Origin of the sequence: Lysobacter sp. 5GHs7-4, assembly GCF_021284765.1 — a bacterium.
Classification (GTDB): domain Bacteria; phylum Pseudomonadota; class Gammaproteobacteria; order Xanthomonadales; family Xanthomonadaceae; genus Lysobacter.
In genome coordinates, this window is sequence record NZ_CP089924.1 from 2883562 (window position 1) to 2899610 (window position 16049).

A 16049-nucleotide genomic window follows, 5' to 3' on the forward strand; every position below is an offset into this window, starting at 1 on the left:
CCAAATGCCGCAAAAAACCCGCATTGCCGTGCTGGCCCTCAGCCTCGCCATCGCCGCTTGCGCGCAAACCGCGCCCATCGCGCCGGCTGCGCCTCCGATCCGCGTGGATGCCGCCACGCAGCCCGCCGCCGCGAGCTGGCTGGCCGACGTGGTCGCGATTTCCGAAAGCAACGTCGCCGCCGACCGTCGCAGCGCCATTCAGCGCCGCCTGCAAGGCCTGGGCCTCCAATGGCGCGGCGTGCCCTTCACCGCCGGCGAACACAGCGGCGAAAACCTGCTGGCCGATGTCGCCGGTCCGGCCGACGCGCCGCTGCTATTGCTGGGCGCGCACTCCGACAAGGTCGAGGCCGGCCACGGCGCCACCGACAACGCCTCCGGCAGCGCCACCGTGCTGGCCCTGGCCGAGCGCTTCAAGCGCGAGCCGCTGCGCCATCACCGCGTCGCGGTCGCCTTCTGGGATCTGGAAGAACGCGGCCTGCTCGGCGCGAAAGCCTTCGTCGCCGACGGCAAGCTCAAGCCCGCGCTGTACGTCAACTTCGACGTGTTCGGCTGGGGCAACACGCTGTGGATGATGACGCCCGATCCCAACCTGCCGCTGGTCGCCGCCACGCGCGCCGCCAGCGACGCCGCCACCCTGGGCCTGTCGGCCGGCGACAAATACCCGCCGTCGGATCACCTGGCCTTCGTCAAGGCCGGCTGGCCGGCGGTGTCGTACTCGCTGATCGGCGCCGAGGAAATCCCGCTGATCCTGGAGGCCTACGCCGGCAAGAAGCCCAAGCATCCGGCCAAGGTGATGCAGGTGATCCATAACGCCGCCGACACCGTCGAGCAGATCGACGCGGTCGCCGCCGCGCGCGGCGTCGATACCATCGAACAAGCCCTACGCCAGTGGGACGCGCAGTCCGCGCCGTAAGCGCACCCAGATCCGTCCCTTGCGCCCCGCGACGCGTCGCGGGGCGCTAACTCAGGTGCAACCGTGCGCGAATGCGCAAGCGGCGCACACGTCGTCGATGGTGCAAGGTCTATCGTGAGCCGCTAGCCGTACGCATGCCGCATCGCTCGGACGGATGCCGCGCGCGCACCACGGCGTAGTCCGAATCCGGCGAGTCGAAACCGCCGCAAGCTGTCAGCATGGCGTCCTCGCCCCTACCCGATCGGAGCCCCGCATGAGCGACCACGCCGCCACCTTCCGCCGCCTGCACCAGGACGGCCTGCTCCTGCTTGCCAACGCCTGGGACGCCGGCAGCGCGCGTCTGATCGAAAGCCTGGGCGCGAAAGCCGTCGCCACCACCAGCGCCGGCCTGGCCTGGTCCAACGGCTACGCAGACGGCGACTTTCTGCCCCTGGATCGCCTGTACGCCGCGGTCGAAAGCATCGCGCGCGCGATCCGCGTGCCGCTGACCGTGGACGCCGAAGGCGGTTACTCCGACGATCCCGCGACGGTCGGCGCGACGATCGCGCGGCTGGGCACGCTGGGCGCGGTCGGCATCAATCTGGAGGACGGCGCCGGCAGCCCCGAAGCGCTGTGCGCCAAGCTCGAACGGATCAAAAGCGCGTGCGCGCAGGCCGGCGTCGACGTGTTCGTCAACGTGCGCACCGACATCTACCTGCGCGGCCTGGCGCCCGAAGGCGAACGCGTGGCCGCCACCCTGGCACGCGCGCAGCGCTACCGCGATGCCGGCGCCGACGGCCTGTTCGTGCCCGGCATCCAGCAGCACGACGACATCGCCGCGGTCGTCGCCGGCACGCCGCTGCCGCTCAACGTGCTCGCGCGCCCCGGGCTGCCAGTCGCGGCGGAACTGCAGCAGTGGGGCGTGCGCCGCCTCAGCGCCGGTTCCGGCCTGAGCCAGAGCCTGTACGCGCGCGCCGCCGAACTCGCCTCCGGTTTCCTGCGCGACGGCGACTCCGCGCCGCTGTCGGCCCAGGCGATGCCCTACCCGCAGATCAACGCGCTGTTCGACGACCGCTGACGCGGCGGCCCGACGCGCCGGTGTACATTGCCGGCAACGCGCAGGCGCCTGCGCCGAGGCAGACGCATGTTCCACTGGCTGACGGGCACGTTCGCGCACTTGGCCGCCGCCGCGCTGGCGGTGCTGATCTATGTCCTGACCACACGCGTCGCGCAGGAGCGCCGCGCGCCCGCCGCCGCGATCGCCTGGGTGATCGCGCTGGCGCTGCTGCCCTACCTCGCCCTGCCGCTGTACCTCGCGTTCGGGCGCCGCAAGCTCACGCGCGAACGCGTGCATACGCGTGCGCTGGGCTCGCACCCGGCCCATTGGGCGGCCGACCTGCTGGTCTCCTACGGCCTGCCCGCGCCGGCTGCGTCGCGCACGCGCTTCGACGCCGACGGCGCGGCCGCGCTAGCCGCGGTGCTGGCCCTGATCGAGAGCGCACGGCAGCGCCTGGACGTGTGCAGCTTCATCCTCGGCCGCGACGAGATCGGCGTGCGCGTGCTGCAGGCGCTGGCCGCCGCGCAGCAACGCGGCGTGCGGGTGCGTCTGCTGCTGGACGGCGTCGGTTCGCTGCGCGCCGACCGCGGCGCCTTGCGCGCCTTGCGCCGCAGCGGCGCGCAGGTGGCGTTCTTCCGCGGCCTGTTGGAACGCCCGGACGGTGCGCCGCGCAATCTGCGCAACCACCGCAAGTTCGCCATCGCCGACGGCGAGCGCCTGTGGAGCGGCGGCCGCAATCTCGCCGCCGAGTACTTCTTCGACCGCCCGCAGGCGCCGGCCTGGTTGGACCTTTCGTTCACCGTCGAAGGCCCCGTCGCCGCCGACGCGGCCGACCGTTTCGAGCGCGATTGGCGCAAGGCCCTGCACCAGCCGCAGCCGCCGCCGGCCGCGTCGCGCCCGGTGTCCGCACTGGAGCCGACCACCGCCACCGCGCAGTTCCTGCCCAGCGGCCCGGAGCTGCCCGAGGACAGCGCCCAGGCGCTGCTGCTCGCCGGCGGTTTCCGCCTGCGGCGGCGTCTGCTCGCCGTCACGCCCTACTTCGTCCCCGACGACGGCCTGCAACTGGCGCTGAAACTGGCGGCCTTGCGCGGCATCGACGTCGACGTGGTGCTGCCGGCGCGCTCCAACCATCGTCTGGCCGATCTCGCCCGCCGTCGCTCCATGCGCGAACTCGCCGCCGCCGGCGTGCGCTTCTGGCTGCACCCGCGCATGCTGCACGCCAAGGCGGTGGTGTTCGACGACGACCTGGCGATGTGCGGTTCGATCAACCTCGACCTGCGCAGCCTGTTCCTCAATCACGAAGCCTCGGTGCTGTTCTACGGCCGCGACGACATCGACTGGCTGGCGCGCTGGGTCGCGGCGCGGCGCGAGGAATCGCAGGCGTACGCGCCGCGACCGGCGGGCGTGGGCGCCGACCTGCTGGAGGGGGCGGTGCGCGCGGTGGCGTTTCAGCTGTGAGCCGCGCACACCGGCGTACGGATTGAGGATTCACGTCACATCTTTTACGCCCGTCCGAAGCATGGGCGCCGATTCCGTGCTTCCATGGCCCACACGGGGAGTACGCCAACGGCAGCGACAAGCACTATCCTGTGCCGGAGTAAGCGATGCTCGCCACGCCAGACCGCACGGGGCCGTGACATATGCCGGACAAGGAACGCCGCCGCGGCGCAGAACCCACCGACGCGCAACTGCGCGCCGGCCTGACGCCCGAACAGCTCGCCGCGCTGGAAACGCTGGAGCATTTCCGCTGGACCCTGCGCTTCGTGCGCCGTCCGCTGTTCAAGGAGCCCGTGCCGGTGGTCGTCCACAGCGACGGCCGCTACGCCCTGCTGGAACCCGACGGCTCGCTCAACGACAAGCCGGACTTCGATATCCGCAAGTAACGCCGCGCGCTTGCCGTTGCGGCGAAGGCGCGCGGCGCACCCTGCATTGCGTCGCTAGTTGGTAGCGGGCTTCGGCGGAGCGCTCTTGGCTTCGGCTTCGCGGCGCTCGGCTTCGGCCTTCTCCGCGCGCGCCTTGGCTTCGCGCGCCTCGTGCTCGGCTTTATCGGCACGCGCCTTGGCCTCGCGCGCCTGCGCCTCGGCGAAATCGGCGTCGTCCTTGGCCCGTTGGGTATCGGCCATGGCCGATGGCGCGGACAGCGCGCAGCACGCGCACACCAGAACGGCGGCAAGCAGTCGTTTCATGACGGTCTCTCCCCTATGCGAACGAAGCGCGGTTGGCGGCGCTCCAGCGCCGGTGCGCCGGTCCGTCCGCGATGCCGCCGCGCCGTCCTTGCGCCCCTTGAATCCGAACGCCGGGCCGGACGGCGGGCGGCCATCGCGGCCGACCCCGGCGGCAGGGCCGGTCGTCGCGGCCGCATGAATGCCTGCACCTCCCGCCACCTCTAGCCCACTCCCAACGCCGCGATCGCCGACGCGCGCACCGCCCGGGCGGCCCGTCCTTCGCACTTCAAACAGGCTTTGAAGCCTCATCAAAAAACCTTCGCTTCGCCGCACGCGCGCATCGGCGGATAGTCGCGCCATCGCAAACGCGTCGAGCCCGGCGCGGTGCGGCCTCTTCCACTCCCGGTCATCCGCCATGTCCACCGATGCTTCCCGCTACGTAGTCCAACGCAACGGCCACGACGCCGAAACCGACGCACTCGCCCCGCTCGCGTTCGCCGGCTACGCCCACTTCACCGCCATGCAAGTGCGCGACCGCAAGATCCGCGGCCTCGACCTGCACCTGGACCGCCTGCGCACCGCCTCGCTGCGCATGTTCGGCAGCGCCCTGCCCGACGACGTCATCCGCGCGTACTTATGCAGCGCCATCGCCGCCAGTCCCGCCGACGCCTCCCTCACCGCAACCGTCTACTCCCCGGCCGGCGAATTCGTCGTCGCCGGCGCGCACATCGAACCCGAACTGCTGATCCGCACCGGCCCCGCCGCCACCGGCCCGCAAGGCCCGCTGTCGCTGATCGCCGTCGACTACGAACGCCCGCTCGCCGCCATCAAGCACGTAGGCGAAGTCGCCAAGACCCACTACCTGCGCGAAGCCGTCGCGCAGGGCCACGACGACGCTGCCTTCGTCGACCGCCACGGCCGCCTCAGCGAAGCCACCATCTGGAACCTGGTGTTCTGGGACGGCGCAGCCGTCGTATGGCCCATCGCCGAGATGCTGACCGGCACCACCATGGGCATCGTGCGCCGCCAACTCGAACGCCTGGGCGTACCGCAGCGCTCGCAGGAAATACGCTTGGAAGATCTGCCGTCGCTCGCAGGCGCCGCGGTGATGAACTCGTGGACGCCGGGCATCGCGGTGCGCAGGGTCGGCTCGGTCGCGATGCCGGATGCGCCGCAATTGATGGCGGCGCTGCACCGCGCTTACGGCGTGGAACCGCAAGTCGAGGCCTGATCGTCCCACTGCGATGCCGTCGTGGAGGCATCAAGGGTCATGGCGGAGAGAGTGGGATTCGAACCCACGGAAGGTTTGACCCTTCGGCGGTTTTCAAGACCGCTGCCTTAAACCACTCGGCCATCTCTCCGTAGCGCTGACGCGGCGCCGGGCGGGGCCGGCGCCGCGGGATTCTCTCACGCCGCGGTCTTGCTGCGCGCCTTGGCCTCGATCTTGGCGTCGTTCTTGGCCACGCCGTCGGGGCACGGCGCGCCCTTGATGTCGCTGCACTGCAGGCGTGCGGACTCGACCAGCGACGGGGCCTTTTCGGCCAGGAAATCGATGAACACGCGCACCGCCGGCAGCAGGCCGCGGCGCGAGGCGAACACGGCGTGGAAGATGCCCTGCGGCAGGCGCCAGTTCGGCAGCACCACTTCCAGCTCGCCGCGGCGCACGGCCTCGGCGCAGACGGTTTCGGGCAGCAGGGTGATGCCCACGCCCTGCTCGGCCAGCGCCATCAGCATCGGGAAGTCGAAGCCCATCACGCGCGGCTTGAGCTCGACCCGGCGCACTTCGCCGTCGGGGCCGTGCAGTTCCCAGCGCTGGCGCGCGTCGTCCTCGCTGATGCTGAGGGTCACGTGCTCGGACAGTTCGTCGGGGTTCTTGGGCCGGCCCATGCGGGTCAGGTATTTGGGGCTGGCGACCAGCAGTTCCTGGATCTGGCCGAAGCTGCGCATCACCAGGCTGCCGTCGTCGTCCAGCTTGGAACGCACGCGCAAGGCGACGTCGATGCCTTCGTTGATGATGTCGACGCGGCGGTTGCTGACGTGCAGCTGCACGCGCACCTGCGGGTATTTGGCGAGGAATTCGGGCAGCAGCTTGGGCAGGTGTTGCTGCGCCAGGCCGACCGGCACGCTGACCCGGATCACGCCGCGCGGTTCGGCGCTGAGGCGGTCCACCACTTCGCGCGCGGCCTGGGCTTCGGCCAGCATCGATTGCGCATGGCGGTAGACGCTGTTGCCGACATCGGTGACGGCGAAGCGGCGCGTGGAGCGCTGCAGCAGGCGTACGCCCAGGTCGGTCTCGAGCTGGCTGATGCGCCGGCTCAGACGCGACTTCGGAATACCCAGCGCGCGCTCGGCGGCGGCGAAACCGGCGTGGTCGACGACCATCGCGAAGTAGTAGAGGTCGTTGAGATCGTGCATGGCGATAGTTCCGAATTCAGAACAGTAAGTGATAGTAAACCAGCTTTATCCTATTTTTGCAACAACCTACAGTTTGCCCCAACGCGGCGTCGCCGCTACCGCCCACCGAGGCCAGCCATGAAACTCCTGCACATCGATTCCAGCGCCCTGGGCGCCAATTCCGTGACCCGCGAACTCAGCGCGGCCGTGGTGGCGCGTTGGCAGGACGCCCTTCCGGCACTGTCGGTCCAATACCGCGATCTGGACGCCGAGCCGATCCCGCATCTTACCGGCCGCACCCTGGCCAAGGCGGATCCGGGCGAGGCCGACGAGGGCGAACGCGCGATCCAGCAGTTCCTGGACGCCGACGTGATCGTGATCGGCTCGCCGATGTACAACTTCGGCATCAGCTCGACCCTGAAGGCCTGGATCGACCGCATCGCCGTGGCAGGGCGCACCTTCCGCTACACGCAGGCCGGTCCCGAAGGCCTGGCCAAGGGCAAGCGCGTGATCGTCGCCAGCGGCCGCGGCGGCCTGCATGCCGGCGCACCCAGCGATTTCCAGGAGCCTTACCTGCGTCAGGTGTTCGGTTTCCTGGGCATCGAGCAGATCGAGTTCGTACGCGCCGAAGGCGTGGCGTATTCGCCGCAGCACCGCGCCGATGCGCTGGCGCAGGCGCATGCGTCGATCCAGGCGCCGTTGCGCCTGGCGGCGTAACGGCTGCGCGTTAGAACGAACACCGCCCCCCCGCCGGCGCCCTCCCCTCGCCGGCCCGCGCCGGGCCTGTACGCAGGCCCGGCGTTTTTGTTTGGCGGACGCAGCCTGCTCTGCTTTCTGTGGGAGCGACGTGAGTCGCGATCGCGCAAGCTCGAACCCATGCGCTGCCGTCCCTCTGACGCGACTTAGAGCCAGCGCGGCTTTGGGGTAGGAGCGACGTAAGTCGCGACCACGCGACTCCGGCAACTTGCGCGGTCGCGACTTACGTCGCTCTTACAGCAGTTAGCGCGGGCATTGCGGCGTAATGGACCCGCATAAAAGCACCCGCTTTCTGTGGGAGCGACGTGAGTCGCGATCGCGCAAGCTCGAACCCATGCGCTGCCGTCCCTCTGACGCGACTTAGAGCCAGCGCGGCTTTGGGGTAGGAGCGACGTAAGTCGCGACCACGCGACTCCGGCAACTTGCGCGGTCGCAACTTACTCGCTCTTACAGCGGTTAGCGCGGGCATTGCGGCGTAATGGACCCGCATAAAGCACCCGCTTTCTGTGGGAGCGACGTGAGTCGCGATTGCGTAGGTGGCCGTGGCGACGCGATCGCGGCTCACGTCGCTCCCACAGGGATCGCTTCCGGGCGCGGCCATTTACAACCTCCTGCTACTAGCGCCCCTGCTCGATCGAAACCTCCGCCGGTACGCGATCGATCCGCAGCTCGCCATTGCGCCACTGTGCCGCCTTGCCATCGATACGCGTCGCGCCCGGCGGCTGCCTATACGGCCAACTCAACACCACACCGCCCTCCGGCGGCGTCACCCCAGGCTTCAGCGTCAGCCGCAGCTGCGCGCCCTCGCGTCGCCAGTCGTAGGACAGCGCGCCATACGGCGTGCGCAAGCCCTCGACCGAGACGCCCTCGCCGTCCAGCCAATCCGCCGGCAGGCCGGCGCCGATCACCAGCGCCTCGTCCAGATCGCGGGTATAGGCGAACAGGTCCAGCGCCGAGCGCACGTAATCGGACTCGACCCAGGCATGCGGCAGGTCGCCGACGAAGAACGGCTTGCGCGGCGTGCGCGACACCACCTCGGCCCACTGGTTCCAGCCCCGCGGCTGCTGGTCCTTGAAGAAGAAATCCAAGGCCTCGTGCGCACGCTCGCGCCAGCCCAGGCGCACGAAGCTGCCGATGGTGCGCAGCTCGTACGGCGTGTAGTCCTTCCATTCGCGGCGGCCGTCACGGCGGTCTACAAACTCCTTCCAATAGCGCTCGAAGGTATTGCGCAACAAGCGTTCCGGCAGGCGCCCCTGCTCGCCGCCCGGCGCCAACGCGATGGTGGTCGAGGTGGCGTCGAAGTCGCCCAGCTCCGCCGCGCCCGGGATGAAGTCGATGCCGCGGTCGCGCGTGGCCGCGGCGATGGACGCGTACAGATCCTCGCGGAACTGGTCGCGCGAGGCGGCGAAGCGCCGCGCCTCCTCGTCCTTGCCCAGCCATCGCGCGATCTCGACCGCGTCCTTGTACCCGCGCAGCGCCCAGAAATTGTCCCAGTACGAGTGCATCGGCTTGGCCGAGTAGCCCTCGTGGCTGATCGAGGCCGGCATCATGCCGTAGAAGGCCGGATTGACCGCGCGATTGGCATCGGTGCGTTCGCTCAGGCGCAGCTCGTCCATGTACTTCACCGCGCCGGCCACGTGCGGCCACATCGCCTCCAGCAGGGCGCGGTCGCGGCGGTAGCGGTAGACCTCGGCGACGGTGAAGATCAGCTCGCCATGGCTGTCGTTCTCCGGCACCGGGTCGCTGCCGCGATCGTCCACGCAGCACGGAACCTTGCCGTTATCGAACTGGTACGGCGCGTACCAGCGCAGGAATTCCTCGGCCACGTCCTCGCGCCCCATGCGCAGCAGGCCCTCGCCTATCATCGCGCCGTCGCGGATCCAGGCGCGCGAGTAGGAACGTGTGCCCGGCTGCAGACGCGGTCCGACGCGGCTGATCAGCATGTGGGCCAGGCCGGTGCGCAGCGTGTCGACCACGTGCTGACCCTGTTGCGGCACGGCGATGCGCACGCGGTCCAGTTTGTCGCGCCACTGCTGCGCGACCAGCGCCTGCGTCGCCTCCAGTTCTTCGACGCCGGCGAAGGCGCCGCTGTCCGGCCCCGACAGGGCGCTGCTCCAACCGAACTCGCGCGACTCGCCGGGCGCCAGTTCCACGCTGTAGAACACGGCCCCGGACGCCAGTTCGGTGCGGTCGTTCTGCAACTCGGTCGCCGTGCTGCCGCCCAAGCGCCGCAGAATCTCGCCCTGTGGCGTGCAGTTCGCGCACTCCTGGTTCCAGGGCATGCGCGCGAGTCGGGCGACGATCTCGCCGCCATCGAAGCCGCCGACCGCGGCCGCATCCGCCGCGACCGTCTGCACCCGCCTCGCCGAGGCGGCGCCGCCCGGCCCTTCCACGCCGAAGCCGTGCGCGTCGGCGCGCAAGCCGCGGATCGCGCTCACGCCGCCGATGGTGTTGAGGAACTGGCTGGGCGGATTGACCTGAAACGGCCGTGCCGCCAGCACCAACACATAGCGCTGCTTGGCCGGAGTGGTGTTGCTGAGCTTGTAGCGCCCATACAAGCGCGAGCGCTCGCGCGTGCCGTTGGCAAACGCCGTCACCGTCAGGCCGAACTGGGGATGGGCCCAGTGCACCGACGGTATCGGCAGATAACCGTCCTGCAACGACTGCGTGGTTTTGACGTCGGCCCAGGTCGCCAGCTGGCCGGCGGCGATCACGAACGGCTCGATGCTGAAGGCGCCCTTGCCCACTTCGATGGCGCCGTCTTCCGAGATCAGGCCCTGATCTTCGCCGCCGTCGATGCCGACCACGGTCCAGTACGGCTGCTCGCCGCTGAAACCGCGCGGATAGCGGCCGCGCGGCTGATCCTGGGCGACCGCCGCGACGAAATCGTTGCGCGTGGCCGCGAACGCCAGCGGTTGCACGCCGAACTCGCTCAGGCCGAAGCCCAGGCCCAGGCCGTTCTCGGGCAGCAGGCGCAGGTAGCGCGCTTCCGATTCCGGCAGGGCCAGGTAGTCGCTGCCGCCGTCGCCGCCGTGCACGGCGCGCGCTTCGCGCCACTGCCTGCCGTCGTCGGACAACTGCAGGCGGTAATCCGAGGCGTACTCCTCATCGGACCAGCGCAGCACCACGCCGCCGAACTCGCGTTTTCGGCCCAGGTCCAGGGTCAGCGCCGGATCGGGATCGGTGGCGAAACCCGCGTGCCAGGCGGTCTTGGGATTGCCGTCGACGGCGTACTCGGCGCGGCTGCCTTGCGCCGACGTGGTCGCGACGACACGGCCGGTCAACGGCGCGCCGTCGTCCTTCGGCAGCGGCTCGAACGCGAGCTGGTCGAAACACACCGAACCCTTGCCGCCGCTGCTGTTGTAAATGGTGAACTCGAGCTTGGCGCTGCGGCGCAGCGTCGGGTCCGGCGCCGGCCCCCAGGCGCGGCTGATATGGCGGCGCTTGTAGACCACCGGGGTCCATTGCTGCGGGAACGCGTATTTCGGCCGGTTCACCCACCACACGTTGTCGCCGCTGGCGTCGACCAGCTTGAACTGCAGATCGTTGACCGGCGAGTCGCCGCGCAACTGGAACGAATAGGCGTAGTTGTCCGGGTACTGCATCGGCAAGGCGCGTTGCAGGCCGACGTAGCCGGAGACGCCGTTGAAGTCGTAGTCCAGGCAGATCGCCTTGCCCTGCGCGCCGTCGGCGATGCGCAGTTGGCCGCTGACCTGGTTGGAGGCGACGAGGGTCCAGGGGGTGGTGGATTCGAAGTCGTCGAGCAGGCGGGACTGGGCGGCCGCGGGAAGGCTGGCGAGCAGCAAAGCGGTGAAGCAAATCCCCCCTAGCCCCCCTTTTTCAAAGGGGGGAATCCAGCGCGCGAGGGCCGGAATTGCCGTCTCGCCCACGCTGCTCCCCCTTTGCGAAAACCCGCTGGTCTTCCCCCTTTGAAAAAGGGGGACTGTGGGGGATTTGCTCCAAAGCCACCGCGCCGCATTCGCCAACATCCCGCTCCTCTTCATGCAGGCCGCTCAGCCCTTGACGCTGCCCACCAGCAGGCCCTGCAGGTAATAGCGCTGCAGCACCAGGAACAGCAACAACACCGGCAGCACGGTCACCACCGAGCCGGCCATCATCAGTTCGTTGTCCTGCACGTGCTCGCGCGACAGCGAGGCCAGCGCCACCGGCAGGGTCTGCAGGCCGTTGTCGCTGAGCACGATCAAGGGCCACATGAAATCGTTCCAGGCGCCCAGGAAACTGAAGATCGCCAGCGTGACCAGGATCGGCTTGAGCGCCGGCAGCACGATCTGGAAGAAGATCCGGAACTCGCCGGCGCCGTCGATGCGCGCCGCTTCCAGCAGTTCGTCCGGGATCGAGCGCGCGTACTGCCGCACAAGGAAAATGCCGAAGATGCCGGCCATGCCCGGCACCACCGCGCCGGCGTAGGTGTTGATCAGGCCGATCTGCTTGAGCATCAGGAACAGCGGCATCATCGTGACCTGGGCCGGGATCACCAGCGCCGCCAGCAGGGCGCGGAACACGCGCTCGCGGCCGGCGAAGCGCAGCTTGGCGAAGGCGTAGCCGGCCATGGTGTTCAGCAGCAGCGCGATCAGCGTGGTCAGCGACGCGATCAGGAAGCTGTTGAGCAGGTAACCGCCCATGCCGATGCGATCGAACAGCTCGTGATAGTTGCCAAGGGTCGGACGCGAGGGTAGCAGCGGCGGCGGAAAACTCGCGGCCTCGCCGGGCTGCATCAACGACACCGACAGCATCCACAGCAGCGGCGCCAGGCTCAGCACCGCCAGGCCCAGCAGCAGTCCGTTGACGATCGCGCGCGCCAGACGCGGGTGCATCACTCCACCCCCTTGCGGCGCGCGAACCACAGCAACCCGCTGGTCACCGCGGTCATCAGCACGAACAGCAGGAACGCGACCGCCGAGGCGTTGCCCAGGTTCCACCACTTGAAGCCTTCCTCGTACATCAGGTACAGCACGCTGACCGTGCTCTGCAGCGGCCCGCCCTGGGTGATCACGTAGGGCTCGGCGAACAATTGGAAATAGCCGGCCAGGGTCAGGATGCCGACCAGCACCAGCACCGGCCCCAGCATCGGCAGGGTCACGTGACGGAACTGCCGCCACGGCGATGCGCCGTCGATGCGCGCGGCTTCGTACAGGTCTTCGGGAATGGCCTGCAGGCCGGCCAGGAAGATGATCATGTTGTAGCCGAAGTTCTTCCACACCGCGAACAGGATGATGGTCGGCATCGCCCAGGTCGGATCGCCCAGCCAGTCGATAGGGTCGATGCCCAGCCCCGACAGCGCCCAATTCACCAGGCCGTAGCGGGTATGGAACAGATAGCGCCAGATCACCGCCACCGCGACCACGGTGGTCACCACCGGCGCGAAATAGGCGGTGCGGAAGAACGGCTTGAGGTAGCCCAGCTTGGAATGCAGCAGCAGCGCGGCGCCCAGCGACACCGCGATCGACAGCGGCACGCCGACCAGCACGAAATAGAAGGTATTGCCCAGCGCGCGCCAGAACAGCGGGTTCTGCAGCAGGTTCCAGTAGTTGTCCAAGCCGACGAAACGCAGGTTGCCGATGTCGGCTAGTGCGTAGATGTCGAAGTCGGTCAGGCTCAGCGCCAGCGCGGCCAGCACCGGCAGGCCGAAGAACACGCCGATCACGGTCAGAGCCGGGCCCGCGAACACCCAGCCGGCGGTCGAGGCCTTCATCGCCCTGCCCCCGCCTGCGCCGCCTGGTGGTCGAGCATCCAGCGGCGTTTTTCGAGGATGCGGTCGGTGCGGCGGTCCAGTTCGGCCGCGGCCTCGTCCACGCTCAGGCGACGATTGGCGAGCTGCTCGCCGACCAGCTTGATCTCCATCGCGATGCGCTCCCACTCCGGCACCTTCGGTGTCGGACGCGCGCGTTCGAGTTGATCGCGGTAGGCACGCGCGTACGGGTCGGCGGTGAGCGCGGGCGCGTTCCAGGCGCTGCGGCGTGGCGGCAAGTTGCCGGTCAGGCCGTGAAAACGGATCTGCGTGTCGGTGCGCGACAGGTACTCGACCAACTTCCAGGCCGCGTCCTGGCGCTTGGAACCGCGAAACACCACGAAGCTGGCGCCGCCGGCGACCGAGGCGCCGGGGCCGTGCTCGCCCGGCAGCGGCATGGTCATCCAATCGCCCTGCACCTCGGCCGGCAGGCGCTTGCGGAACTCGGCGATGTTCCAGGGGCCGTTGACGTAGTAGCTGAAATAGCCGCGGCCGAACTCGTTCCAGACGTTGGCGACCTGGGTGTTGCTCAGCAACGGCGCCCAGCGCTGGTCGAACATCTCGCGGTAGAAGGTCAGCGCGCGCTTGAAGCCCGGGCTGCGGAAGTTGCCGTAGCGGCCGCCTTCGCGCAACAGCGGTTCGGGCGACTGGATACCCAGGTTCAGCAGCGGCTCGGGTTCGTTGAGCGGCAGCAGGATCGCGTAGCGCTCGGGTCCGACTTCGCGCTTGATCGCGGCCATGGCCTGGCGCCATTCGTCCCAGGTCCGCGGCGGCGTCTCGATGCCGGCGCGCTGCGCGATGTCGCGGCGATAGAACGGCAACCGCGTTTCCACGTACCAGGGCACCGCGTAGGCCTGCCCGCCGATCACGCCGCTGTCCCAGGCGCCGGTGAAGTAGTCCTGCACCGCCAGCGACGGTGTCGCCGCGATGCGCTGGTCCAGCGGTTGCAGGGCGTTGAGCAAGGCGAACTCGGGGATCCAGGTATTGCCGATCGCGCATACGTCCGGCAGCGAATCGCCGGCGAAAGCGGTCAGCAGCTTCTCGTGCGCGGAGATGATCGGCAGCTGCTGGATCTCGACGCGGATGCCGGGATTGAGGCGCTCGAACTCAGGGATCAGCTGGGCGACGATCTCGCCCTCGTAACCCATGGCCCAAAACCGCACCACTTCGCGCCGATCGCTCTGGCGCGTGCAGGCGGTCGCCAGCAGGCAGATCAGCACGACGATCAGCCACGCCCAGCCCGCGCGCACCCGCGTTGCGCGCGGCAGGCAGCGGCGATCCGGCGATAGAGTCGGGATAGGCATGGGCCGCAGCTTATTCCGGCTGCGGCTTGGGCGCCTGGGCGTCGTTGGAACGGCCCGCACGCGATTCCGCCTCGCCCAGCGCACGCGCGGTGGCGGCGTCCTTTTCGGCCTGGGACTGCGGCTTGGGCGCCGTCTCCGGCTGCGCCGGCTTGCCGTCGGCCTGCGTCTTGGCCGGCTCCAGCCAACCGCCCTTGAAGCCCGCGCGCTCCAGGCCGGAACGGATGTAGGGATTGCGCTTCATCACGTTCCAGACGAAGTCGTTGCGGTAGTTGGCGATCATGGCCAGGATCGGGCCCTGGTCGATGCCGATGTAGTCGCTGGCCACCCAGCCCTTGTTCGGCACCACGCGTCCGGTCTTGAGCGGGATGTCGTACTTGAAGCTGGGATTGAACGAATCCAGGAAACCGTAGCTGGAGTACAGATAGTCGCCGTAGCGCTCGTGCATGGCCACGGTGCTGGGGATCACGATCTCCGGCGCGAACGGCAGCGACGCGATCGCCGCGGTCGGGGCGATGGTGCCGTCGTCGAAGTTCTCGCGCAGGCCGGCGCCGCGCGCCGAGTAGTGGCGGAACTGGCGCTGCTCGCCGCGATATTCCTGCAGGGTTTGCTGCGGTCCGTCGCTGGCGGTCAGGCCCCACACTTCCGGGCCGTAGTCCTCCCACTTCATCGGGTTGGCGATGGCGTAGGCGCGTTGGGCGTAGGCGGCGCGGCGGCTGTTCTCGAAATAATCGATGCCGCGTTCGCGCATGTAGTCGTCCTGGATGCCGCGGAAATCGATCCAGACGTGGCTGTACTGATGGCCGAACAGCGGGCCGAAGGCCAGGAACTCCTCGCCCTGGTACACGCCCCAGACGTCGTTGTAGGTCCGCGTCCACACCGTCCACGCGTCGGGGCTGACCGGATGGCTGGGCGAGCCCAGCGCCAGCACGTACAGCAGCATGGCCTCGTTGTAGCCGGTCCAGTCGTGCTTGATGAAGCCGCTTTCGGGGAACCAGCCCATCGACACCAGCGGCTTGTTCTTCTGCAGCCAGTTCCAGTCGACGCGGCGGTACAGCGTGTCGGCGATCTCGCGGATCTCCTTCTCGCGCGCGTCGTCGCGGTCGTAGTAGGACTGCGCGAACAGCACGCCCATCATCAGCAGCGCGGTGTCCACGCTCGACAGCTCCACCCAGCTGTTGTAGCGGGCGCCCGTCTGCATATCCAGGAAGTGGTAGTAGAAGCCGTTGTAGGCGCCCTTGCCGGTGCGTTGCGGGCCGCTGGGCAAGTCGCGGAAGAACTTCAGCGTCAACAGGGTGCGGTCGACGGCCTGGTTACGGCTGACCCAGCCGTTCTCGATGCCGATCGGGTACGCGGTCAGCGCGAAACCCACCGAGGCGATGCTGGCGAACGGTCGCGACGGATAGCGGTCGGGCGTCAGACCGTTCTGCTCGTTGGTGGTGTCCCAGAAGAACTGGAAGGTGCGCCGCTCGACGTCGCGGAACAGCGGCGGCAGCTCCATCTTGGTCGCCTTCAGCGGCTCGACCTCGACCGTGCCGGCCGGCGCGATCGGATAGGTCTGCGAGGTGGGCGTATTGCGCTGGCAGCCGATGAACGACAACGGCGCCGCGATCAGCAGCGCGAGTACGACCTGACGGGAGCGGGATACAGCTTGCAACATGAAGAGAGCAGACCTTTCGATCGTGGGGGATCGCTTGGACGTTCGGGGTGGAGGCCGGATCTGTCGATCGAACCC

At 68.8% G+C, this 16049-nt stretch carries 12 protein-coding genes, 1 tRNA gene and 1 pseudogene; 6 read left to right on the top strand and 8 right to left on the bottom strand.

What is annotated here, in order from left to right; translation table 11 throughout:
* Positions 1-4 precede the first annotated feature (4 nt).
* The 4 genes from LVB77_RS13040 to LVB77_RS13055 all read left to right on the top strand — a co-directional run bounded on the left by LVB77_RS13040 (position 5) and on the right by LVB77_RS13055 (position 3832).
* Complete coding sequence (locus tag LVB77_RS13040) at positions 5-913, top strand: M28 family peptidase (protein WP_232906534.1); 909 nt, start codon at positions 5-7, stop codon at positions 911-913.
* 253 nt (positions 914-1166) lie between these two features.
* The gene (locus LVB77_RS13045) at positions 1167-1970 is read left to right on the top strand and encodes an isocitrate lyase/phosphoenolpyruvate mutase family protein (protein WP_232906535.1); all 804 of its coding nucleotides are present in this window, start codon (positions 1167-1169) and stop codon (positions 1968-1970) included.
* A 66-nt stretch (positions 1971-2036) separates the two neighbouring features.
* Positions 2037-3407, top strand: a complete 1371-nt coding sequence (locus LVB77_RS13050; protein ID WP_232906536.1) for a phospholipase D-like domain-containing protein — start codon at positions 2037-2039, stop codon at positions 3405-3407.
* 182 nt (positions 3408-3589) lie between these two features.
* The gene (locus LVB77_RS13055; protein ID WP_232906537.1) at positions 3590-3832 is read left to right on the top strand and encodes a hypothetical protein; all 243 of its coding nucleotides are present in this window, start codon (positions 3590-3592) and stop codon (positions 3830-3832) included.
* A 54-nt stretch (positions 3833-3886) separates the two neighbouring features.
* Here the strand turns inward: LVB77_RS13055 and LVB77_RS13060 are convergent, their stop codons facing one another.
* A complete protein-coding gene (locus LVB77_RS13060) occupies positions 3887-4537 on the bottom strand; it encodes a hypothetical protein (RefSeq protein WP_232906538.1) in 651 nt (216 codons plus the stop codon).
* On the opposite strand from LVB77_RS13060, the gene LVB77_RS13065 reads away from it, so the two are divergent.
* On the top strand, positions 4530-5345 hold the full coding sequence (locus LVB77_RS13065) for an aminotransferase class IV family protein (protein WP_232906539.1): 816 nt from the start codon (positions 4530-4532) through the stop codon (positions 5343-5345). The genes LVB77_RS13060 and LVB77_RS13065 overlap by 8 nt on opposite strands.
* Positions 5346-5385: 40 nt before the next feature.
* On the opposite strand, the gene LVB77_RS13070 is transcribed toward LVB77_RS13065, so the two are convergent.
* Positions 5386-5475, bottom strand: a tRNA-Ser gene (locus LVB77_RS13070).
* 175 nt (positions 5476-5650) lie between these two features.
* Positions 5651-6529: pseudogene (locus LVB77_RS13075) on the bottom strand (LysR family transcriptional regulator); the annotation flags it as partial.
* Positions 6530-6646: 117 nt separating this feature from the next.
* On the opposite strand from LVB77_RS13075, the gene LVB77_RS13080 reads away from it, so the two are divergent.
* Complete coding sequence (locus LVB77_RS13080; RefSeq protein WP_232906540.1) at positions 6647-7225, top strand: NAD(P)H-dependent oxidoreductase; 579 nt, start codon at positions 6647-6649, stop codon at positions 7223-7225.
* Between the two features lie 656 nt (positions 7226-7881).
* Here LVB77_RS13080 and LVB77_RS13085 read toward each other — a convergent pair.
* From LVB77_RS13085 to LVB77_RS13105, 5 genes are all read right to left on the bottom strand, one after another.
* Positions 7882-11070 carry a discoidin domain-containing protein gene (locus tag LVB77_RS13085; RefSeq protein ID WP_232906541.1) on the bottom strand — a complete coding sequence of 1063 codons (3189 nt, stop codon included), beginning with the start codon at positions 11068-11070 and terminating at the stop codon, positions 7882-7884.
* Positions 11071-11277: 207 nt separating this feature from the next.
* Positions 11278-12099: a carbohydrate ABC transporter permease gene (locus LVB77_RS13090; protein WP_232906542.1), complete on the bottom strand. Its 822-nt coding sequence runs from the start codon at positions 12097-12099 to the stop codon at positions 11278-11280.
* The gene (locus LVB77_RS13095) at positions 12099-12977 is read right to left on the bottom strand and encodes a sugar ABC transporter permease (protein ID WP_232906543.1); all 879 of its coding nucleotides are present in this window, start codon (positions 12975-12977) and stop codon (positions 12099-12101) included. Before LVB77_RS13095 ends, LVB77_RS13090 begins: the two co-directional genes overlap by 1 nt.
* Positions 12974-14317 carry a sugar ABC transporter substrate-binding protein gene (locus LVB77_RS13100; RefSeq protein WP_232906544.1) on the bottom strand — a complete coding sequence of 448 codons (1344 nt, stop codon included), beginning with the start codon at positions 14315-14317 and terminating at the stop codon, positions 12974-12976. Before LVB77_RS13100 ends, LVB77_RS13095 begins: the two co-directional genes overlap by 4 nt.
* A 10-nt stretch (positions 14318-14327) precedes the next feature.
* Positions 14328-15974, bottom strand: a complete 1647-nt coding sequence (locus LVB77_RS13105) for a glucoamylase family protein (protein ID WP_232906545.1) — start codon at positions 15972-15974, stop codon at positions 14328-14330.
* Between the last annotated feature and the right edge of the window lie 75 nt (positions 15975-16049).

Coding starts and splice junctions, on each gene's coding strand:
- LVB77_RS13045 (WP_232906535.1), top strand. CDS start 1,167: ATGAGCGACCACGCCGCCACCTTCCGCCGCCTGCACCAGGACGGCCTG.
- LVB77_RS13105 (WP_232906545.1), bottom strand. CDS start 15,974: ATGTTGCAAGCTGTATCCCGCTCCCGTCAGGTCGTACTCGCGCTGCTG.
- LVB77_RS13050 (WP_232906536.1), top strand. CDS start 2,037: ATGTTCCACTGGCTGACGGGCACGTTCGCGCACTTGGCCGCCGCCGCG.
- LVB77_RS13080 (WP_232906540.1), top strand. CDS start 6,647: ATGAAACTCCTGCACATCGATTCCAGCGCCCTGGGCGCCAATTCCGTG.
- LVB77_RS13090 (WP_232906542.1), bottom strand. CDS start 12,099: ATGCACCCGCGTCTGGCGCGCGCGATCGTCAACGGACTGCTGCTGGGC.
- LVB77_RS13065 (WP_232906539.1), top strand. CDS start 4,530: ATGTCCACCGATGCTTCCCGCTACGTAGTCCAACGCAACGGCCACGAC.
- LVB77_RS13095 (WP_232906543.1), bottom strand. CDS start 12,977: ATGAAGGCCTCGACCGCCGGCTGGGTGTTCGCGGGCCCGGCTCTGACC.
- LVB77_RS13055 (WP_232906537.1), top strand. CDS start 3,590: ATGCCGGACAAGGAACGCCGCCGCGGCGCAGAACCCACCGACGCGCAA.
- LVB77_RS13040 (WP_232906534.1), top strand. CDS start 5: ATGCCGCAAAAAACCCGCATTGCCGTGCTGGCCCTCAGCCTCGCCATC.
- LVB77_RS13100 (WP_232906544.1), bottom strand. CDS start 14,317: ATGCCTATCCCGACTCTATCGCCGGATCGCCGCTGCCTGCCGCGCGCA.